The 21,650-nt window shown below is 71.5% G+C and carries 19 protein-coding genes; 17 read left to right on the top strand and 2 right to left on the bottom strand.

Annotation, left to right across the window (positions count from 1 at the left end; translation table 11 throughout):
- The first annotated feature begins 46 nt into the window (after positions 1-46).
- The 8 genes from Asi02nite_RS35855 (at position 47) to Asi02nite_RS35820 (ending at position 7,853) form a co-directional block, all read left to right on the top strand.
- Entirely contained in the window at positions 47-358 is a 312-nt protein-coding gene (locus Asi02nite_RS35855; protein WP_239127505.1) for a YlxR family protein, read from the top strand.
- Positions 359-440: 82 nt separating this feature from the next.
- The gene (infB, locus tag Asi02nite_RS35850) at positions 441-3,437 is read left to right on the top strand and encodes a translation initiation factor IF-2 (RefSeq protein ID WP_203718490.1); all 2,997 of its coding nucleotides are present in this window, start codon (positions 441-443) and stop codon (positions 3,435-3,437) included.
- Positions 3,438-3,542: 105 nt separating this feature from the next.
- Positions 3,543-3,836: a DUF503 domain-containing protein gene (locus Asi02nite_RS35845; protein ID WP_203718489.1), complete on the top strand. Its 294-nt coding sequence runs from the start codon at positions 3,543-3,545 to the stop codon at positions 3,834-3,836.
- A 104-nt stretch (positions 3,837-3,940) separates the two neighbouring features.
- Positions 3,941-4,417: a 30S ribosome-binding factor RbfA gene (rbfA, locus tag Asi02nite_RS35840; protein WP_203718488.1), complete on the top strand. Its 477-nt coding sequence runs from the start codon at positions 3,941-3,943 to the stop codon at positions 4,415-4,417.
- Positions 4,414-5,448: a DHH family phosphoesterase gene (locus Asi02nite_RS35835; protein WP_373312390.1), complete on the top strand. Its 1,035-nt coding sequence runs from the start codon at positions 4,414-4,416 to the stop codon at positions 5,446-5,448. The genes rbfA and Asi02nite_RS35835 overlap by 4 nt, the downstream gene beginning before the upstream one ends.
- A 32-nt stretch (positions 5,449-5,480) precedes the next feature.
- Complete coding sequence (locus Asi02nite_RS35830) at positions 5,481-5,885, top strand: hypothetical protein (protein WP_203718487.1); 405 nt, start codon at positions 5,481-5,483, stop codon at positions 5,883-5,885.
- Complete coding sequence (locus Asi02nite_RS35825; protein ID WP_203718486.1) at positions 5,882-6,100, top strand: DUF6186 family protein; 219 nt, start codon at positions 5,882-5,884, stop codon at positions 6,098-6,100. Before Asi02nite_RS35830 ends, Asi02nite_RS35825 begins: the two co-directional genes overlap by 4 nt.
- Positions 6,101-6,551: 451 nt before the next feature.
- Positions 6,552-7,853, top strand: coding sequence for an MATE family efflux transporter (locus Asi02nite_RS35820; RefSeq protein ID WP_203718485.1), 1,302 nt, complete (start codon positions 6,552-6,554; stop codon positions 7,851-7,853).
- A gap of 7 nt (positions 7,854-7,860) precedes the next feature.
- Here Asi02nite_RS35820 and truB read toward each other — a convergent pair whose 3' ends face one another.
- Positions 7,861-8,811, bottom strand: a complete 951-nt coding sequence (truB, locus tag Asi02nite_RS35815; protein WP_203718484.1) for a tRNA pseudouridine(55) synthase TruB — start codon at positions 8,809-8,811, stop codon at positions 7,861-7,863.
- Between truB and Asi02nite_RS35810 the strand changes: the two genes are divergently transcribed.
- From Asi02nite_RS35810 to dapB, 5 genes are all read left to right on the top strand, one after another.
- Positions 8,810-9,736, top strand: coding sequence for a bifunctional riboflavin kinase/FAD synthetase (locus tag Asi02nite_RS35810; protein WP_203718483.1), 927 nt, complete (start codon positions 8,810-8,812; stop codon positions 9,734-9,736). The two genes, truB and Asi02nite_RS35810, sit on opposite strands and share 2 nt — an antisense overlap.
- A gap of 129 nt (positions 9,737-9,865) precedes the next feature.
- Positions 9,866-10,135: a 30S ribosomal protein S15 gene (gene rpsO, locus Asi02nite_RS35805; protein ID WP_203718482.1), complete on the top strand. Its 270-nt coding sequence runs from the start codon at positions 9,866-9,868 to the stop codon at positions 10,133-10,135.
- Positions 10,136-10,376: 241 nt separating this feature from the next.
- On the top strand, positions 10,377-12,743 hold the full coding sequence (locus Asi02nite_RS35800) for a polyribonucleotide nucleotidyltransferase (RefSeq protein ID WP_203718481.1): 2,367 nt from the start codon (positions 10,377-10,379) through the stop codon (positions 12,741-12,743).
- Between the two features lies 1 nt (position 12,744).
- Complete coding sequence (locus Asi02nite_RS35795; protein WP_203718480.1) at positions 12,745-14,091, top strand: M16 family metallopeptidase; 1,347 nt, start codon at positions 12,745-12,747, stop codon at positions 14,089-14,091.
- A gap of 9 nt (positions 14,092-14,100) precedes the next feature.
- The gene (dapB, locus tag Asi02nite_RS35790; protein WP_203718479.1) at positions 14,101-14,850 is read left to right on the top strand and encodes a 4-hydroxy-tetrahydrodipicolinate reductase; all 750 of its coding nucleotides are present in this window, start codon (positions 14,101-14,103) and stop codon (positions 14,848-14,850) included.
- Positions 14,851-14,900: 50 nt separating this feature from the next.
- On the opposite strand, the gene Asi02nite_RS35785 is transcribed toward dapB, so the two are convergent.
- Complete coding sequence (locus Asi02nite_RS35785) at positions 14,901-16,919, bottom strand: amylo-alpha-1,6-glucosidase (protein WP_203718478.1); 2,019 nt, start codon at positions 16,917-16,919, stop codon at positions 14,901-14,903.
- A 134-nt stretch (positions 16,920-17,053) separates the two neighbouring features.
- Here Asi02nite_RS35785 and Asi02nite_RS35780 point away from each other — a divergent pair, with 134 nt between their 5' ends.
- The 4 genes from Asi02nite_RS35780 to Asi02nite_RS35765 are packed head-to-tail and all read left to right on the top strand — an operon-like array spanning position 17,054 to position 21,333.
- Positions 17,054-18,037 (top strand): LacI family DNA-binding transcriptional regulator, encoded by a 984-nt coding sequence (locus tag Asi02nite_RS35780; RefSeq protein ID WP_203718477.1) that lies wholly within the window; start codon positions 17,054-17,056, stop codon positions 18,035-18,037.
- A 27-nt stretch (positions 18,038-18,064) separates the two neighbouring features.
- Positions 18,065-19,315, top strand: a complete 1,251-nt coding sequence (locus Asi02nite_RS35775) for a sugar ABC transporter substrate-binding protein (protein ID WP_203718476.1) — start codon at positions 18,065-18,067, stop codon at positions 19,313-19,315.
- Positions 19,316-19,321: 6 nt separating this feature from the next.
- Positions 19,322-20,479: a carbohydrate ABC transporter permease gene (locus Asi02nite_RS35770; RefSeq protein ID WP_203718475.1), complete on the top strand. Its 1,158-nt coding sequence runs from the start codon at positions 19,322-19,324 to the stop codon at positions 20,477-20,479.
- Positions 20,467-21,333, top strand: a complete 867-nt coding sequence (locus Asi02nite_RS35765) for a carbohydrate ABC transporter permease (RefSeq protein ID WP_203718474.1) — start codon at positions 20,467-20,469, stop codon at positions 21,331-21,333. The genes Asi02nite_RS35770 and Asi02nite_RS35765 overlap by 13 nt, the downstream gene beginning before the upstream one ends.
- The last annotated feature ends 317 nt before the right edge of the window (positions 21,334-21,650 follow it).

The raw sequence follows: 21,650 nt of genomic DNA, 5'->3' as shown, positions 1-21,650 counted from the left end.
AGTAGACTTGACGACGGCTCGACGTGCGCGGCCGGAGCGCACCTGCGTGGGTTGCCGGCAACGTGCGCCAGCCGACGAGCTTCTGCGGTTCGTCGCGGTCGGCGACAGAGATCCTTACCGACTTCGACCCGATGCGGCGCGCAGACTGCCGGGGAGGGGCGCACACCTGCACCCCGATCCGGCTTGCCTCGCGCTAGCGTGCAAACGCCGTGCCTTCGGGCGGGCGCTACGTAAAGTTGGTGTCGCTGACACCGGCGAGCTGGCCGAGCACATCCACGCGTCAACCATCACGCCCGATCATCCGACTGGGCGGGTGTCGCAACAGCAGGGTAGGACGACCGACATGAGCACACGATGAAGTCCCAGAAATGACCAGGCTTCAAGTGCACGAGTGAGGTCGCTGCGGGATCTGCCCGCACGGCCTCGGAGTGAGGAGTGCAGTGGCAGGCAAGGCCCGCGTACACGAGCTCGCCAAAGAGCTCGGGGTCGACAGCAAGACCGTTCTCGCCAAACTCAAGGAGATGGGCGAGTTCGTGAAGTCCGCGTCCAGCACGGTCGAGGCGCCCGTCGCCCGCCGGCTGCGGGGCGCATTCGTGGAAGGCAGCCAGGCCCCGGCGCCCTCCGCACCGCCGGCCGGCAACGGCCGGCCCGCGCCCAGTGAGCCGAGGATCTCGGCCAAGCCCGCACCGCCGCGTCGTCCGACGGCTCCGCCGGCGGCGGCACGGCCCGGTCCCGCGGGCCCGAGGGGTCCGGTTCCGGGCCCACCGCCCGCGCCGGTCGCCAAGCCGGCGAGCGCGCACGACATCGAGGTGGCGGCCGCCGAACAGCGCGCCGCGCAGCTCAAGGCAGAACAGGAAGCGACGGTCAAGGCCGCGCAGGAAGCCCGCGCCCAGGAGCGCGAGCAGGTCCGGCGTGAGCCGCCGGCCGACGGTGGCGCGCCCACCCGGCCGCGGCCCGGCCCGGGCAGCGTCCCGCCGCGCCCCGGTTCGCCGGCCGCCCGACCGGCTCCCGGCCCCACGCCGGGTGGCGGCGCTCCGCGTCCCGGCCCCGGTGGCCGGCCGCCGGCGCGCAGTGGCGGCAACAACCCGTTCGGCATCACCCCGGGTGGGGGCGGCAACCGACCGGCCGGAGGCCCCGGCGGCGGTCCGCGACCCAACCCGAACGCGATGCCGCCGCGGCCCAGCCCGGCGTCCATGCCGCCGCGGCCGAGCCCGGCGTCGATGCCGTCGCAGCGCCCCGGTCGTCCCGGTGGCGGTGGCGGTGCCGGTCGTCCCGGCGGTCCCGGTGGCGGCGCTGGTCGTCCCGGTGGCGGCGGTGGCGGCTTCCGCGGCGGCGGCGGTGGCGGTGGCTTCCGCCCCGGTGGCGGCGGTGGCGGCGGCGGTGGCTTCCGTCCGGGTGGCGGTGGCGGCGCCGGTGGCGGCGGTTACCGCGGTGGCCCGGGTGGCGGCGGCGGTCCGGCCGGTGCCGGTGCGCCGGGTCGTCCCGGTGGTGGCGGTCGTGGTCGCGGCGGCGGTGCCGCGGGTGCCTTCGGGCGTCCGGGTGGCAAGCCGACCCGTGGTCGCAAGTCGAAGAAGCAGCGGCGTCAAGAGTTCGACAACCTGTCCGCGCCGACGATGAGCTCGGGTGCCCCGCGGGGCAGCGGGCAGGTCGTCCGGCTGTCGCGCGGCGCGTCGCTCTCCGACTTCGCCGACAAGATCGACGCGAACCCGGGCTCGCTGGTCCAGGAGATGTTCAACCTGGGCGAGATGGTGACGGCGACGCAGTCGTGCTCCGACGACACGCTGCTGCTGCTCGGCGAGCACCTCGGCTTCGACGTGCAGATCGTCAGCCCCGAGGACGAGGACCGCGAGCTGCTGGCGCAGTTCAACATCGACCTCGACGCCGAGGTCGCGCAGGACCGCCTCGTCAGCCGGCCGCCGGTCGTGACCGTCATGGGTCACGTCGACCACGGTAAGACGAAGCTGCTCGACGCGATCCGCAAGGCCAACGTGGTCGAGGGCGAGTCCGGTGGCATCACCCAGCACATCGGTGCCTACCAGGTGCACGTCGAGCACGAGGGCATCGAGCGGGCGGTCACGCTCCTCGACACCCCGGGTCACGAGGCGTTCACCGCCATGCGTGCCCGTGGTGCCAAGGTCACCGACATCGTCATCCTGGTGGTGGCGGCCGACGACGGCGTCATGCCGCAGACCATCGAGGCGCTCAACCACGCCAAGGCGGCCGACGTGCCGATCGTGGTGGCGGTCAACAAGATCGACAAGCCGGAAGCCAACCCCGACAAGGTCCGCCAGCAGCTCACCGAATACGGTCTGGTCGCCGAGGAATACGGTGGCGAGACGATGTTCGTCAACGTCGCCGCCAAGCCCGGCATCGGCATCGACGAGCTCCTCGAGGCGGTGCTGCTCACCGCCGACGCGTCGTTGGACCTCACGGCTCCGATCGACGGGCCGGCGCAGGGTGTCGCGATCGAGGCGCACCTCGACAAGGGCCGCGGCGCCGTGGCGACCGTCCTCGTCCAGAAGGGCACGCTGCGCGCGGGTGACTCCATCGTGGCCGGTGGGGCACACGGTCGCGTGCGGGCGCTCTTCGACGAGAACGGACACCCGGTCACCGAGGCGGGTCCGGCGCGTCCAGTCCTGGTGCTCGGTCTGACCGCGGTGCCGGGTGCGGGCGACACGTTCCTGGCGGCCGAGGACGACCGCACCGTTCGGCAGATCGCCGAGCAGCGGCAGGCACGGCGGCGGGCGGCGAGCTTCGCCAACTCGCGCGGCCGGGCCACGCTCGAGACGCTCATGGAGCAGCTCAAGGAGGGCGAGAAGACCTCGCTCAACCTGGTGCTCAAGGGCGATGTCTCGGGTTCGGTCGAGGCTCTGGAAGACGCGCTGTTCAAGCTCGACATCCCGGAAGAGGTCCAGCTTCGGATCATCCACCGGGGCGTCGGCGCGATCACCGAAAGCGACGTCATGCTGGCGAGCGCCTCCTCCGAGGCGGTCACGATCATCGGCTTCAACGTGCGGGCCTCCAACAAGGTCCGTGAGACGGCCGACCGCGAGGGCGTGGAGATCCGGTACTACACCGTCATCTACCAGGCCATCGAGGAGATCGACGCCGCGCTCAAGGGCCTGCTCAAGCCGGAATACGAGGAGGTCGAGCTCGGCTCGGCGGAGGTCCGCGAGGTCTTCCGCTCGTCGAAGGTCGGCAACATCGCCGGTTGTATCGTGCGGTCCGGCCTCATCCGCCGGAACGCCAAGGCGCGCCTGCTCCGCGACGGCGCGGTCGTGGCCGACAACGTCTCGATCAGCTCGCTCAAGCGGTTCAAGGACGACGCGACCGAGGTGCGCGAGGGCTTCGAGTGTGGTCTGACCCTGGCCGGTTACAACAACCTCCAGGTCGGCGACATCATCGAGACCTTCGAGATGCGCGAGAAGCCGCGCTGATCAACGGCTAGGCAGTGGGGCGGGTGGCTAACGGCCGCCCGCCCCACTTCGTACCAACCGAAATAGCTATTTGATCTTCGCGGTACGGCGATAGAGTGTGCGCCGATGTTCACTGGAACCCTGGTTTTCGACGTGCTCCTGCCCGGCGACTCGCGGTCGCTCAAGGCGAAGCGTTCCTATGTCCGGCCGATCGTCGCCGCCCTGCGGCGGTTCGAGGTGTCCGCCGCCGAGGTGGGCTCGCTCGACCTCGTCGGGCGGGCCGAGATCGGGGTGGCGGTGATCGCCCCGGACGCCGGTCACGTGACCGAGGTGCTCGACTCGTGCGAGCACCTGATGGCCGGTCGACCGGAGATCGAGTTGCTCTCCGCGCGGCGTCGGCTGCACGGCGAGGATGACTGACAGTAACGGGCATTCGTGCCCGGGTGACGGGCCAACGGCGGTCCGATCGACAGACCCGGACACGGGTAGTGTCTGAGCGTAGGCAGGACGGCGGAGGTGACGAGATGACGGACCCGGCCAAGGTGCGTCGGCACGCCGAGCGCGTGCGGGAGCTGGTGGCTTCGGTGGTACGCACCCAGATCAAGGACCCCCGGCTCGGCATGATCACGATCACCGACGCCCGGATCACCGCCGACCTGCGTGACGCGACCGTCTACTACACGGTGCTCGGTGACGCGACCGAGCAGGCCGGCACCGCCGCCGCCCTGGAGAGCGCCAAGGGCCTGCTGCGCAGCACCGTCGGCAAGGCGCTGGGGCTGCGGCACTCGCCGACCCTGACGTTCGTCCACGACAACGTGCAGGACCAGGCCAAGCACATCGACGAGCTGCTCGAGCGGGCCCGCACCTCCGACGCCGAGGTGCAGCGGCTGGCCGCCGGCGCCACCTACGCGGGCGACGCGCAGCCCTACAAGCTCGACGACGATGACGACGAGGACGACGACGAGGTCGCCAACGAAGCTCCCATGGAGGACCGCCGGTGACCGACCTCTCGGCCACGGCGGTGGCCGCCGCAGCCCCCGCCCGGCCGGGCGAGGCTGACTGGGCGGCCGCCGTCGCGGCGGTGCGTGGCCTGCGCCCCAGCGACACGGTGCTGCTCATCTGCCACGTCAACCCCGACGGCGACGCGCTCGGCAGCATGCTGGCCTTCGGGCTGGGCCTGCGCCGCCTCGGCGTCCGCAACCTGCAGGCGACCTTCCCCGGCCCGCCGGACGTTCCCGAGCCGTTCCTCGGCCTGCCCGGGCTCGACCTGCTGGTGCCGGAGACCGCCGCCGCGGCGGCCCCCGACCTCGTGCTCTGCTTCGACGCGGCCAGCTCGTCCCGGCTCGGCGGCCTGGTCGACCGGCTGACCACCGCGGGCACCGCGGTCGTGCTCGACCACCACGCGTCCAACCCCGGCTTCGGCACGATCAACATTGTCGACGCCGACGCGGCCGCCACGGCCGTCGTCGCCGACGAGTTGCTGCGCCGGCTCGACGTGCCGCTCGACCCCGAGATCGCCGAGTGCCTCTACGTCGCGCTGGCCACCGACACCGGCTCGTTCCGGTTCGCGATGACCACGCCGTCCGTGCACGAGATGGCCGCGCGGCTCCTGGAGACCGGGATCAAGCCGGGCGACATCTCCCGCCGCGTCTTCGACACCCGCCCGTTCGGCGCGGTCCGGCTCTACGGCGACGTCCTCGGCCGGGCCCGGCTGGAGCCCGCGGTGGCCGGCGGTGTCGGTCTGGTGTGGACCTACGCGACGCTCGACGACCTGGCCCGCCACCAGCAGAAGGCGTACGTGCTGGAGCCGCTGATCGACTCCGTCCGGTGCGCCGCCGAGGCCGACGTGAGCCTCGTGGTCAAGCAGGTCGGTCCCGCCGAGTGGGCCGTGTCGATGCGCAGCAAGGGCGCGGTCGACGTGAGCCGGGTCGCGGTCGCGCTGGGCGGCGGCGGACACCGGCTGGCCGCGGGCTTCACCGGCCGCGGCACCGTCGACGACGTCATCGCGGCCATCCGCGCTCAACTGGGGTAGCCGGGCCCCGCCCGGGCGGCCACAATCGACGGATGGAACAGCCGCGTACGGAGGTGGCGGTCGATGCGCCGCGCGGTTGGGACCGTGCCGTCGTCACGATGCCGGTGCTGGCGTTCCTGTCGCTGATCGGCGGCCAGTTGCCGTCCTACACGACGCGGGCCAACGTCTACACGATCTGTCTCGGCGGGTCGATGGTCTGGCTCGGCCTGTCCGGCCGGGTCCGCCGGCCGCTGCTCGCGCCGCTGGGCCCGGGCACCGCCTGGTGGCTGCTGCCGATCGGCATCTTCGGTGTCTTCGAGGGCAGCACGTTCCTGCTCGGCACCCCTGAATATCCGACGTTCTCCCGGCTGGCCGACCCGCTGCTGGAGGACGAACTGGTCCGCTCGGCGGCCTACTTCGCCTGGCTGACGACCTTCTGGGCGCTGGTACGGCGATGAGCCTTACGCGGGCGATCGCGATCGCGGGATTCGTGGTGGCGATCATCGCGTGTGCGGTGGTCGAGGTGCTGGCCCGGCGCAAGGACTCGACCATTCCCACGCTGGGCGAGGTGTGCGCGCACGCCATCGCGTACGAGGTCGGGCGGGTTCCGATCGGTCGGATCGGGTTCTTCGGTTTCTGGTGGTGGCTGGGCTGGCACCTGTTCGCGCGCTGAACGATCGTTCCGCCTTTTGGGAAGCACGCGCGGGATCTGGGACCTGAACGTTAATTTGGGTGGGTGACACGGCGCTAACCCGCCGTGCAGCCTCCAGGGTCACACCAGACCCGGGCATTGACGCAGCGACGCGTTCCGCGCGCCGGAGACCCCGGTGCCGCGCCGTCGGGCGACCACCGGCCAGCTTTCGCCCTGGAAGGACCCTGTCCATGACCACCAAGCGCAAGCACGAGAAGCAGAACGACGAAGAGCGCGAGGCCGCCCGCCGCGCGCTGCAGACGTCGATGGACACCCGTCAGTAGATTTCTCCACCACCCCAGGGACCTGCTGTCGTGGTTCGCCTCTCCGGCCGAACCACGACAACAGGTCCTTGTGTGTTCCGGGCTCGGCGGCCCGTAAGGCGCGTGGCGCGGTTGCGTGCCTTACATCGGGCGTGCCAGGATGCCTGGCGATGGACACCGTCGCCACCCCTCGCCGGATCGCCGCCCTGGCCCTGCCAGCCCTGGTCGTGCTCGCCGCCGAGCCGCTCTACGTGCTGGTCGACACGGCTGTCGTCGGTCATCTCGGCAGCGTGCCGCTGGCCGCCGTCGCCGTCGGTGGCACCGTCCTGACGATGGCCGCCTGGCTGGGCACGATCCTGGCCTACGGCACGACCGGTCGGGCCGCCCGCCGGTTCGGCAGCGGCGACCGCGCCGCGGCCGTCGAGGAGGGCGTGCAGGCGTCCTGGCTCGCCTTCGGCGCCGGCGTCGTGATCGCCGTCGGCATGCAGGCCGCCGCCGGGCCGCTCGCCCGGGCGCTGGCCGGCAACCCGGAGATCGCCGGCGAGGCGGCGCTCTGGATGCGGGTGGCCGCCATCGGCGCACCGGGCCTGCTGCTGGCCGCGGCCGGGAACGGCTGGATGCGCGGCGTGCAGGACACCCGGCGGCCGCTGCGGATCGTGCTGGGCGCCAACCTGCTGTCGGCGGCGCTGTGCCCGCTGCTCGTCTACCCGGTCGGGCTCGGCCTGGTCGGCTCGGCCATCGCCAACGTCGTGGCGCAGACGGTGTCGGGCGTGCTGTTCGCGTTGGCGCTCCTGCGCGAGCGGATCTCCTGGCGGCCCCGGCCGGTGGTGATCCTCGAGCAGTTGCGGATGGGGCGCGACCTGCTGATCCGCGGCGGCGCGTTCCAGCTCAGCTTCCTGTCGGCGACGACGGTCGCGGCCCGGTTCGGCACCGCGACGGTGGCCGGTCACCAGATCGCGATGCAACTCTGGTTCTTCACCGCGCTGGTCCTCGACGCGGTGGCCATCGCCGCGCAGTCGCTGGTGGGGGCGGCGCTGGGGGCGGGCGACGCCGCGGGGGCGCGGGCGCTGGCGCGCCGTATCGGTTTCATCGGCGTGGTCTGCGGCGTCGCGTTCGCGGTGGTGATCGCGGCCGGGTCGGGAGTCGTGCCGCGGCTGTTCAGCACCGACGCCGCCGTGCTCGACCAGGCGGGCGTGGCCTGGCCGTGGTTCGTCGCCATGCAGCCGGTGGCGGGCCTGGTCTTCGCCCTGGACGGGGTGCTCATCGGCGCGGGCGACGTGCGCTACCTGCGCGACCTGACGATCGTGGCGGCGCTCGGCTTCTTCCTGCCGACCATCTGGACCGCGTACGTCCTGGACTGGGGCCTCAACGGCATCTGGGCGGGCCTCACGCTCTTCGTGGTGGTCCGCTGCGTGGCCCTCCTGATGCGGGTCCGCACCGGCGGCTGGGCAGTCGTCGGCGCGGTCCGCTGATCCCGCGTCAGCTCGCCGCCAGCACGATCTCGGGCTTCGCCTTCGTGCCGTGTTCGCTGACCACCGCCAGCAGGTCCCCGCTCGGCCCCAGCACCGCGTACGGGCCGGCGATGCCGGCCGCAACCAGCGGACCCCCGTGCGACAGCGTCCGCGCCTCCTCGGCGTCCGCATCGCGGACCGGCATGAAACGGCGCGCCGCGTCCGCCATCGGCAGGTTGACCACGTCCGGTGACACCGCCTCCAGTTCCTCCAGGGTCCGGGCCTCCGCCAGCGTGAACCCACCGACCGCCGTGCGCCGCAGCGCCGTCAGGTGGCCGCCCACCCCCAGCGCCGCGCCCACGTCGCGGGCGATCGCCCGGATGTAGGTGCCGGACGAGCAGGTCACGTCGACGTCCACGTCGATCACCTCACCCGCGCGGCGGACGGCGAGGATCTCCAGCCGCGAGACCGTCACCCGGCGCGCGGGCAGGGCGACCTCCTCGCCGCCGCGTACCCGTTTGTAGGCCCGTTGTCCGTCGATCTTGATCGCGCTGACCGCGCTCGGGACCTGGTCGATCTCGCCGGTCTGGGCGGCGAAGGCGGCGGTGATCGCGTCGTCGCGGACGTCGCCCGCGGACACGGTCGCGGTCACCTCGCCCTCCGCGTCGTCCGTGACCGTCGACTGGCCGAGCCGGACCGTCGCCGCGTAGGACTTGTCGGCGCCGATCACGTACGTCAGCAGGCGCGTCGCCTTGTTGACCCCGATGATCAGCACGCCGGTGGCCATCGGGTCGAGCGTGCCCCCGTGACCGACCCGCCGGGTCTTCGCCAACCGGCGCAGGCGGGACACCACGTCGTGGGAGGTCATCCCGCCCGGCTTGTCGACCACGATCAGCCCGTCACTCGTCACGGCCGTCAAGCCTGCCAGACAGCACACGACCGGAACCGGGGCGGTCGGTGTCCTAGGCTTGATCCTCATGGAGCGTTGGCGGGGATATCAGGCGGCGCCCGGCGGATGGGGGCGGGCCGCCGTCACCATCGGGGTGTTCGACGGGGTGCACCGGGGGCATCAGGCGATCATCGGGCACCTGGTCAAGCGGGCCAAGGACCTGGGCGTGCGGTCCGTGGTCATGAGCTTCGACCCGCATCCGTCCGAGGTCGTCCGGCCCGGCTCGCACCCGGCGATCCTGACCGAGCCGAATCGCAAGGCCGAGTTGATCGAGGCGCTCGGCGTCGACGTGCTCTGCGTCGTGCCGTTCACCCAGGACTTCTCCCGGCTCTCGGCCGACGCGTTCGTGCACGACGCGCTCGTCGAGAGCCTGCACGCCGCGCTGGTCGTGGTGGGGGAGAACTTCCGGTTCGGGCACAAGGCCGCCGGTGACGTGCCGCTGCTCGAACGGCTCGGGCGGACCTTCGGGTTCGCGGTCGAGGGGGCGCCGCTGGTCTCCAGCGACGACACGGTCTTCAGCTCCACCTACATCCGCAGCTGCATCGACGCGGGTGACGTGCGCGCGGCGGCCGCGGCGCTCGGCCGGCAACACCGGCTGGAGGGCATCGTGGTCCGCGGCGACCAGCGGGGACGCGGCATCGGCTTCCCGACGGCCAACCTGAGCGTGCACAAGTACGCCGCGGTGCCGGCCGACGGGATCTACGCCGGGTGGCTGAACCGGCGGGGGGAGCGGCTGCCCGCCGCGATCTCGATCGGGACCAACCCGACGTTCTCCGGCCGGGAACGGCGGGTCGAGGCGTATATCCTCGACTTCGACGGTGACATCTACGGCGAGCGGGTCTCGCTGGACTTCGTCGACAGGCTGCGCGACATGCTGAAGTTCGACGGCGTGGAGCCCCTGGTGAAACAGATGGCCGAAGATGTCGCGCAGACCCGGGCGGCGCTCGGCGGGTGACGTCGCGGCGGCCTGTCGATGCCGGGCTGGTAGCCTGGTAGCGACGTCGGCTAACCGACGCCCGGCCTCGCGTGCCTGCACGACGCCGCGGGTGCGAGGTTCGTCACTTTCACACGAACGCAGGAGATCATGGCGCTCGATCAGGAGCAGAAGAGCAAGATCCGCGCGGAGTACGCGACCGCCGAGGGCGACACCGGTTCGCCGGAGGTCCAGGTGGCCGTGCTGACCAAGCGCATCGCCGACCTCACGGAGCACCTCAAGGTGCACAAGCACGACCACCACAGCCGGCGTGGCCTGCTGTTGCTGGTCGGTCGCCGGCGGCGGCTGCTCAACTACCTGCAGAAGTCGGACATCGCCCGCTACCGGGCGCTCATCGAGCGCCTCGGCCTGCGCCGATGACTCGCGCGGGGGAGTGACCGACCGGTCGCTCCCCCGCTCCACAACTTCAGACATTCCATACGGGCCAGCTTGACCGTCGGCGATCGGGAGTTGTCGACGCACCGGTCCTCGGTAGTGGCCCCCGGGCCGGCCCTGCACGACAGGGGCTCCCCCGGGCGCTTCGATCGAAGACCGGACGTCAGAGCAGCTCCCCCTCGTACGGGGTCGAGCCGTGCCACGACCGAAGGAGCACAACGCACTCATGACCGAGAACAAACTCGGCGACCAGCACAGCACCGCGGTGATCGACAACGGGTCCTTCGGCACCCGCGAGATCACCTTCACCACCGGCACGCTCGCCCGCCAGGCGCCCGGCTCCTGCATCGCGCAGCTCGGTGACACCACCGTCCTGTCGACGACCGCGGCCAGCAAGGCCCCGCGGGAGCAGTTCGACTTCTTCCCGCTGACGGTCGACGTCGAGGAGCGGATGTACGCGGCCGGGCGCATCCCGGGCTCGTTCTTCCGCCGCGAGGGCCGGCCGAGCGAGGACGCGATCCTCACCTGCCGCCTGATCGACCGGCCGCTGCGCCCGTCGTTCGTCAAGGGCCTGCGCAACGAGGTCCAGGTCATCGAGACCGTCCTGGCGCTCGACCCGGCCCACCCCTACGACGTGGTCGCGATCAACGCCGCGTCGCTCTCCACCAAGCTGTCGGGCCTGCCGTTCTCCGGCCCGATCGGCGCCACCCGCATGGCGCACGTCGACGGCCAGTGGGTCGCCTTCCCGACCCACGAGGAGCTCACCCGGGCCACCTTCGACATGGTCGTCGCCGGCCGCGTCCTGGCCGACGGTGACGTCGCGATCATGATGGTCGAGGCCGAGGCCACCGAGCACACCGTCAAGCTCGTCGCCGACGGTGCGACCGCGCCGACCGAGGAGGTCGTCGCCGGTGGTCTGGAGGCCGCCAAGCCGGCCATCCGCGAGCTGTGCCGCGCCCAGAGCGAGCTCGCCGACATCGCCGCCAAGCCGGTGGCCGAGTTCCCGGTGTTCCTGGACTACCAGGACGACGCGTACGAGGCGGTGTCGGGTGCCGCCCGCGCGGACGTCGCCGAAGCGCTCAAGATCGCCGGCAAGGCGGAGCGCGAGGAGGCCCTCGACGTCATCAAGGCGCGGATCCACGAGCAGCTCGACGCCCAGTTCGAGGGGCGCGAGAAGGAGCTGTCGGCCGCGCTGCGCTCGGTGACCAAGAACGAGGTGCGCGCCCGCGTGCTGCGCGACCAGGTCCGCATCGACGGCCGCGGCCCGCGCGACATCCGGCCGCTCTCGGCCCAGGTCGAGGTGCTGCCCCGGGTGCACGGCTCGGCGCTGTTCGAGCGTGGCGAGACGCAGATCCTCGGCGTCACGACGCTCAACATGCTCCGGATGGAGCAGCAGCTCGACACGCTGTCGCCGGAGAAGCACAAGCGCTACATGCACAACTACAACTTCCCGCCGTACTCGACCGGTGAGACCGGCCGGGTGGGCTCGCCGAAGCGCCGCGAGATCGGCCACGGCGCGCTGGCCGAGCGGGCGCTGATCCCGGTGCTCCCGGGTCGCGAGGAGTTCCCGTACGCGATCCGTCAGGTCTCCGAGGCCCTCAGCTCCAACGGCTCCACCTCGATGGGCTCGGTCTGCGCCTCGACGCTGGCCCTGCTCTCGGCCGGTGTGCCGCTGAAGGCGCCGGTCGCCGGCATCGCGATGGGCCTGATCTCGGACGAGGTCGACGGCAAGACGCAGTACGTGACGCTGACCGACATCCTCGGCGCCGAGGACGCGTACGGCGACATGGACTTCAAGGTCGCCGGCACCCCGGAGTTCGTCACCGCGCTGCAGCTCGACACCAAGCTCGACGGCATCCCGTCCGACGTGCTGGCCGGCGCGCTGCAGCAGGCGCACGAGGCCCGCTCGACGATCCTCGGCGTCATGACCGCCGCGATCGAGGGCCCGGCCTCGATGTCGGACTACGCGCCGCGGGTCACCACCGTGAAGATCCCGGTCGACAAGATCGGCATGGTGATCGGCCCCAAGGGCCAGACGATCAACGCGATCCAGGACGAGACCGGCGCCGAGATCTCCATCGAGGACGACGGCACGATCTACGTCGGCGCGACCAACGGCCCCTCGGCCGAGGCCGCCGTCGAGCGGATCAACGGGATCGCCAACCCGACGCTGCCGAAGGTCGGCGACAAGTTCCTCGGCACCGTGGTGAAGACGGCCGCGTTCGGCGCGTTCGTCTCGCTGCTGCCGGGCCGCGACGGCCTGCTGCACATCTCCAAGGTGGGCGACGGCAAGCGGGTCGAGAAGGTCGAGGACTTCCTCAACGTCGGCGACAAGGTCGAGGTCCAGATCGCCGACATCGACCAGCGCGGCAAGATCTACCTGGACAAGGTGCGGGCCGAGGGCGAGGCGGCTCCGGCTGCCGAGGACGGCGCGTCCGAGCGTCCGCCGGCCCGTTCCGGTGACCGTGGCCCGCGCGACCGGGGCGACCGCGACCGCGGCGACCGGGGCCCGAGCGGCGACCGTCCGAGCCGTGGTGACGACGGCGGCGAGGGCGGCGGCGAGCCGCGTCGGCGGCGTAACCGGCACAGCTGAGATGACAACGCGTGAGCGGGCCGGCGCTTCGGCGTCGGCCCGCGCCGTCACCCGGACCCTGACCACCGACCCGCTCGGCGGCACGGTCCGGCGCACGGTGCTGCCCTCGGGCCTGCGGATCCTGACCGAGGCGGTGCCGGCGATGCGCAGCGTGTCGTTCGGCGTCTGGGTGGCGATCGGCTCCCGGGACGAGACGCCGGCGCAGTCCGGCTGCTCGCACTTCCTCGAGCACCTGCTCTTCAAGGGCACGCGCAAGCGCAGCGCGCTGGACATCTCGGCGCAGATCGAGGCGGTGGGCGGCGAGACCAACGCGTTCACCACGAAGGAATACACCTGCTACTACGCGCGGGTGCTGGACGCCGACCTGCCGCTCGCGGTCGACGTCATGTGCGACGTGATCGCCAACTCGGTGCTGGCCCCGGCCGACGTCGAGACCGAGCGCGGCGTGATCCTCGAAGAGATCGCGATGCACGAGGACGAGCCCGGCGACGAGGTGCACGACATCTTCGCGTCGGCGGTCTACGGCAAGCACCCGCTCGGCCGGCTCATCTCGGGCACCGAGGAGACCATCTCCCCGATGACCCGGCGCCAGATCGACACGTTCTACCGCCGCCACTACGTGGCACCGTCGATCGTGATCGCGGCTGCCGGCAACCTCGACCACAACGCGGTCGTCCGCCGGGTCCGCGCGGCCCTGGCCGGCACCGTGCTCGACAGCCCGGCGGCGACGCCGGTCGGGCACCGCCCGTCGACCCCCGCCGTGCGGCTGCGCGCGGGCCAGGTCCGGGTGACCAACAAGGACAGCGAGCAGGCCCACGTGGTGCTCGGCGGCGCGGGCATCGCCCGGCTGGACGACCGCCGGTTCGCGCTGAGTGTGCTCAACAACGTGCTCGGCGGCGGCATGTCGAGCCGGCTGTTCCAGGAGATCCGCGAGCAGCGCGGCCTGGCCTACTCGGTCTACTCGTACGCGAGCCAGTTCGCCGACAGCGGCCTGTTCGCGGTCTACGCCGGGTGCGCCCCCGGCAAGGTCGAGGAGGTCCTCGACCTGACCCGCACGTCCCTGGCCACCGTGGCCCGCGACGGCGTCACCGCGGCCGAGATCGCCCGCGGCAAGGGCATGGCCAAGGGTTCGTACGTGCTGGGCCTCGAGGACACCGGTTCGCGGATGAGCCGGCTGGCCAAGGGCGAGTTCCTCTACGACGACCCGCTCTCCGTCGACGACCTGCTGGCCAAGGTCGACGCGGTCACCCTCGACGAGGTCAACGCCCTGGCGGCCGAGTTGTGCGGCCAGGAGATGTCGCTCGCGGTGATCGGCCCCTTCGAGGACGGGGACGTCCGCTTCTCCTAAGCTCAGGTCGTGAGTGATGCGATCAGGGTTGGGGTGCTGGGCGCCCGCGGGCGGATGGGCATCGAGGTCTGCAAGGCGGTCGACGCCGCCGAGGACATGGAACTGGTCGCGATGATCGACCAGGGTGACGGGCTGTTCAGCGCCTCCGACGCCGGTGCCGAGGTCATCGTCGACTTCACCACGCCCGACGTGGTGATGGACAACCTGCACTGGTGTGTCGAGCAGGGCATCAGCGCCGTGGTCGGCACGACCGGCTTCTCCGCGCAGCGGCTCGACCGGGTGCGCGGCTGGCTTGAGCACAAGCCCGGCGTCGGCGTGCTGGTCGCCCCCAACTTCGGCATCGGCGCGGTGCTGATGATGCAGTTCGCCGCCAAGGCCGCCCGGCACTTCGAGTCGGTCGAGATCGTCGAGTTGCACCACCCGCGCAAGCTCGACGCCCCGAGCGGCACCGCCACCCACACCGCGCGCCTGATCGCCGCCGCGCGCGCCGAGGCCGGGCTGGGCCCGGTCCCCGACGCGACCACGGACGAGGTCGACGGCGCCCGCGGCGCCGACATCGACGGTGTGCGCGTGCACGCCGTGCGGTCGGCCGGCCTGATCGCGCACCAGGAGGTGCTGTTCGGCACCGTCGGCGAGACGCTGACCATCCGGCACGACTCGCTGGACCGCTCGTCGTTCATGCCGGGCGTGCTGCTCGCGGTCCGCGAGATCCGCAACCGCCCCGGCCTCACCGTCGGCCTGGACCCGCTGCTCGGTTAGGAACGGTCCGTTCCCATCGGAATCCGATGGGAACGGACCGTTCCTAACAGCTAGGCCAGCCGCAGCGAGGCGGGCAGGCCCGTGACCGTGGCAGCGCCGTCCGCCGCCACCGATACGTCGACCGACGCGTCGCCGATCCGCAGCCCGCGGACCGCCACCGCGCCCAGCGGCGCGTCCGGCAGCGGCGCCACGGAGACCGTGCCGGCCGGCACGTCCGGCCGTAGTCCGACGGCCGCGTGCAGCAGCGTCACCCCGGCCGCCGCGGCCCAGGCCTGCGGCCGGCAGGCCGCCGGGTAGGGGACCGGCCGCCCGAGCGCGGTCCGGTCGTCGCCACCGAACAGCTCCGGAAGCTGGTAGTCGAACGACTCCGCGGCCGCCAGCAACCCCGACGCCAGCGTCGCGGCCGCCGCCGGGTGACCCGCCCGGGCCAGCCGGTCGACCACGATCGCGGTGTCATGGGCCCAGACGGAGCCGCAGTGGTACGACAGCGGGCTGAACGCGGCGTCGTGGGTCGACATCGTCCGCAGCCCGAACCCACCGGCCATGGCGTCCGACGCGAGCAGGTCCGCCACCTGGGCCGACTCTTTCGCGGTCAGCAGGCCGGTGCCCAGCAGGTGCCCGATGTTGCTGGTCAGCGCGTCGACGGGCCGCTTGTCGCCGTCGAGGGCCAGGGCCGGGTGCGCGCCGGCCGGGCCGTCGACCCAGAACTTCTCCCGGAAGCGGTCGGCCATCGCGTCCGCGTACGCCCGCCAGCGCTCCCCGCCCGGCCGGTCGAACGCGTCGAGGAGCGCCGCGCCGTGCAGGGCGGCCTCGTACGCGTAACCCTGCACCTCGACCAGCGCGATCGGAGCCGTCGCGATCTCGCCGGTGCGGAACCGGATCGAGTCGCCCGAGTCCTTCCAGCCCTGGTTGGCCAGCCCGCGCCCGGTCTCGTCGATGTACTCCAGGAAGCCGTCGCCGTCGGCGTCACCGTGGTCGCCGAGCCAGCCGAGTGCCGCCTCCAGCGACGGCAGCAGCTCCTCGACCGCTGCCGGTGACATGCCCCAGCGCCAGGCGTCGTGCAGCAGCGAGATCCACAGCAGCGTCGAGTCGACGGAGCCGAAGTAGGCGGCCGGCAGCGCGGCCTCGGTGTCGGCCCGGCGTAGCTCGTGCAGGATCTTGCCCGGCGCCTCGCCGGTGTTCCGGTCGACCCGGGTGCCCGTGTGCGCGGCGAGCACCCGCAGCGTGCCCTCGGCGATGCCGGTGCCCAGCGGCAGCAGCATCCGGGCGGCCCAGAGGCTGTCGCGGCCGAACAGGGTCAGGTACCACGGCACGCCGGCGCCCAGGAAGGTGTCGCCCGCACCGGCGGACAGCCGCAGCCGCAGCGATTCCAGGTCGTCGAGCGAGCGCGCGGCGAGGCGTTCGATCCGGCGGTCGTCGGCGGTCACCGTCGGGCGGGACCACTCGACGGCCGTCGCGGGCTCGCGTGCCAGGGCGGCGGCGTCGCTGACCCGCAGCCGCCACGACACCGTGACCGACGACCGCGGTGGGACCGTGACCGGCCAGCGCAGCGTTCCGTCGTCGTCGTGCGTCGCGCCGTCGGCCGTCACGGTGACCGACACGTCGCCGGCGGCCCAGCGCAGCCCGGACCGCTCGGCCCGCCGCTCGACCGCGCGTCCGGACTTGACCGGCGAGATCGGGGCGAGGTCGGCGTCGAGCGCCAGCGACAGCTCGGTGGTCACCGGCTGCGCCGCGGTCGACGTGACGGTGATGGTCTCGTCGAGCCCGGTGGGCACGAGCCGGCGCTCCCGGGTCACCCGCACGGTCGGGTCCGGGCCGGAATCGCCCAACCAGCGCGCCAGTCCGACGAAAGCGGTCGCACCCGGACCGAGCGGGGAGGTCGCCACGGACTCCACGGATCGCCCGTCGAGCGACAACTCGGCGCGGCTGAGCACGCGGACGTCGGCATGGAACATCCCCTGCACCCCGACCGCCCGGATCTGGCCGGACGGCTCGGACAGGACGCTGGCCGGCGCCCGCACCGTCGAGATCAGATCGTGGAGCAGCGGCTGAAGGTTGCGGTCTGGCACAGAATCTCCCCGAACTTCGGCGCCATCTTGACAGAGCCGGGATGGCGGCGGCAGAGTGCGAAACAACCCTGCAACTTGAACGATCCAATAATGCACTTTCGACTTTGAACGTTCAAGCCCCACGGAAGGTACCGATGGCGGAGAAGGTCACCATTGCCACTGTGGCGGCGTACGCCCAGGTTTCCCGGCAGACGGTGTCCAATGTGCTCAACAGCCCGCACATCGTGCGGGACGAGACGCGCCGCCGGGTGGAGGAGGCCATCGCCACCCTCGGCTACCGCGCCAACCAGGCCGCGCGGCAGATGCGCACCGGGCGTTCCCACCTGCTCGCCGTGCGTATCGAACCGACCCGTGACGGCATCAACGGCTCGGTCCTCGACCGGTTCCTGCACGGCATGACGTTCGCGGCCGCGGCCGCCGGCTACCGCGTGATGCTCTACACGGCCGACGACGACCGCGACGAGATCAAGACCTTCGACAACCTGCTCGCCTCGTACGACCTCGACGGGTTCGTGCTGACGGGCACCGACCACGGCGACGTCCGTACCCGCTGGCTCGCCGAACGCGACGTGCCGTTCGTGACGTTCGGGCGCCCCTGGGACGCGCCCGAGCGGCACTCCTGGGTCGACGTCGACAACGCCGCCGGGACGGCGCAGGCCACCCGGCGCCTGATCGAGACCGGCCACCGGCGGATCGCGTTCGTCGGCTGGCCGGCCGGCTCCGGCGTCGGCGACGACCGGCGCGACGGCTGGCAGCGCACGATGAAGGCGTACGACCTCGACCCGACCGGTCTCGACCGCGGCGCCCCCGACGGCATCGCGCAGGGCGCCGACTGCGCCCGGGACCTGCTCACCACCCCGGACCCGCCGACCGCGTTCGTCTGCGTCAGTGACTCGCTGGCGCTCGGCGCGCTGCAGGCCGCCGGCGGTCGCAAGGCGGTCACCGGCTTCGACGACACCCCGGTCGCGCAGGCGATCGGCCTGACCAGCGTCAGCCAACCGCTGGCCGACGCCGCCGCCCGCTGCATCGACCTGCTGATCCACCACCTCGACGGCGCTCCGACCGGCACCCACCAGGTGCTGCTCCAGCCGTCCCTCGTAGTGCGAACCACCGCGTAAACCCCTCAACCCCTTCAGGAGTACGACATGAGACGCACCCTCGGTCTGCGTGGCGCGGCCGTCGCGGTTCTTGCCGCCGGCACGCTCCTCGCCTCCGCCGCCTGCGGCGACAGCTTCGACGACGGCGGCAGCACCGCCCAGCAGCCGTCGGGCCCGGCCGCCCTGCAGATCCTCATCGGCTCCTCCGGCGACGCGGAGACGAAGGCCGTGAACGACGCCGCGGCGGCCTGGGCGAGCAAGAGCGGCAACACCGCGACGGTCACCCCGGCCCAGGACCTGACCCAGCAACTCGGCCAGGCGCTGGCCGGCGACAACCCGCCGGACGTGTTCTACGTCGACGCCGGCCGGTTCGCCGACTACGCGAGCGTCGGCGCGCTGGAGCCCTACGGCGACAAGGTCGACAACCCGAACGACTTCTACCAAAGCCTCAAGGACACGTTCACCTTCGAAGGCAAGTTCTACTGCGCGCCGAAGGACTTCTCGACGCTGGCGCTGGAGATCAACACCGACCTGTGGACGAAGGCCGGGCTGACCGACGCGGACATCCCGACCACCTGGGACCAGCTCAAGGCCGCGGCGCAGAAGCTGAAGGCCAAGGGCACCATGCCGCTGGCGATCGGCGACACCCGCGACCGGGTCGGCGCGTTCATGGTGCAGTCCGGCGGCTGGATCATCAGCAAGGACGGCAAGCAGGCGACGGCCGACAGCGCCGAGAACGTGGCGGCTCTGACCTACGTACAGTCGCTGCTCAAGGAGGGTCTGGCCGCGTACCCGAAGTCGCTCGACGCCGGTTGGGGCGGTGAGGCGTTCGGCAAGGGCAAGGCCGCGATGGTGATCGAGGGCAACTGGATCAAGGGCGCGATGACGAACGACTTCCCTGGCATCAAGTACACGGTGCACGAACTGCCGGCCGGTCCCGCGGGCAAGGGCACGCTGTCGTTCACGAACTGCTGGGGCATCGCCGCCAAGAGCAAGTTCAAGGAGCAGGCGATCGACTTCGTCAAGGCGATGACCTCGGTCGACCAGCAGATGACCTACGCCAAGGCGTTCGGTGTGATGCCGTCCCGCCAGTCGGCGAAGGACCAGTACACCGCGGCCTTCCCGGCTGACCAGGCGTTCATCGCGGGCGCCGAGTACGCGCAGGGCCCGGTCAACGCCCCGAAGATGGACAGTGTCCTGGCCGACTTCGACGCGTCGCTGAACACGCTGGCGAACGCCGACCCGAAGACGCTGCTGGGCACGCTGCAGAAGAACACCCAGGCGAACCTGGGCGGCTGAGCAACCATGTCGACCGTTACGACCGCCACCGCGGACCGGGATGACCGGTCCGGCGGTGGCGGCCGGCCGGCCACCGACGGGACCGGTGGCCGGCCGCGGCGGACGCTCCTTAGGCGGCTCGGTGGCCGGGGCATCCACGGCAACGAGCGGATCGCCGGCTGGCTCTTCGTGGCCCCTGTCATCGTGCTGCTCGGCGTCTTCTTCCTGGCGCCGATCATCATGGCGTTCTGGGTGAGCCTCACCGACTGGCGCGGCCAGGGCAGCCCGTTCACGTCGGGCGTGCCGTTCGTGGGCGGCGACAACTACACGTCGCTGTTCACGCAGGACGGCCTGGCCCGGCGCGACTTCATGACCAGCATCCGCAACAACATCTACTACGTGGCGATCGTCGTACCGATCCAGACCGCCCTGGCGCTCGGCCTCGCCCTGCTGGTCAACAACCGGATGCTGAAGGGCAAGTCGTTCTTCCGCACCGCGTTCTACTTCCCGTCGGTGACGAGCTCCGTCGCGATCAGCGTCGTGTTCCTGTTCATGTTCGCCAACTCGGGCGCCATCAACGGGATCCTGTCGATGTTCGGCATCGACGGCCCGGCCTGGTTCTCCGACGCCCGCGGCCTGATCCACCTGGTGCTCGGCGTCTTCGGCGTCGACAACCCGCCGGCCGCGCTCGCCGACGGTGGCCCCTTCGGCCTGTCGTGGTGGGACTGGCTCTCCGGGCCCAGCGTGGCGATGTGCGCGATCATGGCGCTGGTCATCTGGACGACCTCGGGCACGTTCATGCTGATGTTCCTGGCGGCGCTGCAGAGCATGCCGGTCGCGCTCGACGAGGCCAGCGAGCTCGACGGCGCGACCCGCTGGCAGCGGTTCCGGTTCGTCACGCTGCCGCTGCTGAAGCCGACCATGTTCCTGGTGCTGACGCTGGGTCTGATCGGCACGTGGCAGGTCTTCGACCAGATCTACGTGATGAGCCAGGGCAACCCGGCGAAGACCACGCTGACGCCGGCGTTCCTGTCGTACCGCACGGCTTTCAAGGACTTCGACTACGGCCGCGGCGCCGCGATCTCGTTCGTCCTGTTCCTCATCATCGTGCTGCTGACGCTGGCCCAGCGCTGGGTGATGCGCGACCGCGACGAGCCCCGCCGGAGGACCCCATGGCGACGCTGACCCCGACCTCGGCCCGCCGCCGGCGGCACGGCGGTCTCGTCAACACCGTCGTCGGGTACGCCGTCCTGATCTTCTTCGGCCTGGTCTTCATCTACCCGTTCGTCATCCAGTTGGCGAACTCGCTGAAAACCGAACCGGACGCGGCCGACAACCCGCTCTCGCCGATCCCGCAGCCGGTGACGACGGCGGCTTTCACCCGCCTGTTCGACGGCGATTTCCCGCTGTGGCTGGGCAATTCCGTGCTGGTCGCGGTCGTGGTCACGATCTGCCGGGTGTTCCTGGACTCACTCGCCGGCTACGCCCTGGCCCGCCTCCGCTTCGGCGGCCGCCGCGCCATCTTCGCGACGATCGTGGCCATCATGGCCGTACCCGGCGTGGTCCTGTTCATCCCGAAGTTCCTGGTCCTGAACCAACTCGGGATCTACGACACCTACACGGCCCTGATCCTGCCGCTCCTGGTCGACGCCGCGGGCGTCTTCATCATGAAACAGTTCTTCGAGTCGATCCCGGAAAGCATGGAAGAAGCGGCCCGCATCGACGGCGCGGGCATTTTCCGCACTTTTTGGTCTGTGGTCCTACCAATGGCCCGCCCGGCCCTGATCACCCTGACCATTCTCTCGTTCCAGGGCACGTGGAACGAGTTCCCGCACACCCTGGTAGCGGTCCAGGACCCATCCCTGTTCACCCTGCCCCGCGGCGTGGCGAACCTGGTCTCGGGCTCGTTGGGCGCGGGCACGCAATACCCGCTGAAACTCGGCGCGGCGCTGCTCGCCACCATCCCGGTAGCGATCATCTTCGCCATCTTCCAACGCTATTTCGTCCGCGGCGCCACCGAAGGTGCCGAAAAGGGCTAGACCTGGATCAAAGGCTGGCCTGCTCGGGCTCGTTGGGGGCGCGACCGTCGCTCCCGCCAGACACCGCTCCGCTTCGCTCCGCTGCCCTGCCCGCGGCGGGCCCGGGCCAACCCGAAACCAAGCCCTCGGGCCAGGTGCCCCAGCGCCTACATGTTCTGGCGTGTACGCACATGCCAGAACATGTAGGCCCGAACGGACACCCCCGGGCCGGGATTCACGCGGGCGCCGTGTCTCGGAAGTCCGCCCTCCGCAAGGGGATCGCCCTGGCCCCATAGGAGGCTCGGGCTCCGGCGGTTCTGGGCTAAGAGTTCCTAACA

It is taken from the genome of Asanoa siamensis (assembly GCF_016862555.1).
Lineage (GTDB): Bacteria > Actinomycetota > Actinomycetes > Mycobacteriales > Micromonosporaceae > Asanoa > Asanoa siamensis.
This window is presented reverse-complemented; position numbering and strand designations above follow the sequence as displayed.

Bases quoted from the DNA above. Each gene is read 5' to 3' on its own strand.
- Asi02nite_RS35845 (WP_203718489.1), top strand. From the start codon at position 3,543: ATGTTCACTGGAACCCTGGTTTTCGACGTGCTCCTGCCCGGCGACTCG.
- rbfA (WP_203718488.1), top strand. From the start codon at position 3,941: ATGACGGACCCGGCCAAGGTGCGTCGGCACGCCGAGCGCGTGCGGGAG.
- Asi02nite_RS35830 (WP_203718487.1), top strand. From the start codon at position 5,481: ATGGAACAGCCGCGTACGGAGGTGGCGGTCGATGCGCCGCGCGGTTGG.
- Asi02nite_RS35825 (WP_203718486.1), top strand. From the start codon at position 5,882: ATGAGCCTTACGCGGGCGATCGCGATCGCGGGATTCGTGGTGGCGATC.
- Asi02nite_RS35820 (WP_203718485.1), top strand. From the start codon at position 6,552: ATGGACACCGTCGCCACCCCTCGCCGGATCGCCGCCCTGGCCCTGCCA.
- Asi02nite_RS35810 (WP_203718483.1), top strand. From the start codon at position 8,810: ATGGAGCGTTGGCGGGGATATCAGGCGGCGCCCGGCGGATGGGGGCGG.
- truB (WP_203718484.1), bottom strand. From the start codon at position 8,811: ATGAGGATCAAGCCTAGGACACCGACCGCCCCGGTTCCGGTCGTGTGC.
- rpsO (WP_203718482.1), top strand. From the start codon at position 9,866: ATGGCGCTCGATCAGGAGCAGAAGAGCAAGATCCGCGCGGAGTACGCG.
- Asi02nite_RS35800 (WP_203718481.1), top strand. From the start codon at position 10,377: ATGACCGAGAACAAACTCGGCGACCAGCACAGCACCGCGGTGATCGAC.
- Asi02nite_RS35795 (WP_203718480.1), top strand. From the start codon at position 12,745: ATGACAACGCGTGAGCGGGCCGGCGCTTCGGCGTCGGCCCGCGCCGTC.
- Asi02nite_RS35780 (WP_203718477.1), top strand. From the start codon at position 17,054: ATGGCGGAGAAGGTCACCATTGCCACTGTGGCGGCGTACGCCCAGGTT.
- Asi02nite_RS35775 (WP_203718476.1), top strand. From the start codon at position 18,065: ATGAGACGCACCCTCGGTCTGCGTGGCGCGGCCGTCGCGGTTCTTGCC.
- Asi02nite_RS35770 (WP_203718475.1), top strand. From the start codon at position 19,322: ATGTCGACCGTTACGACCGCCACCGCGGACCGGGATGACCGGTCCGGC.
- Asi02nite_RS35765 (WP_203718474.1), top strand. From the start codon at position 20,467: ATGGCGACGCTGACCCCGACCTCGGCCCGCCGCCGGCGGCACGGCGGT.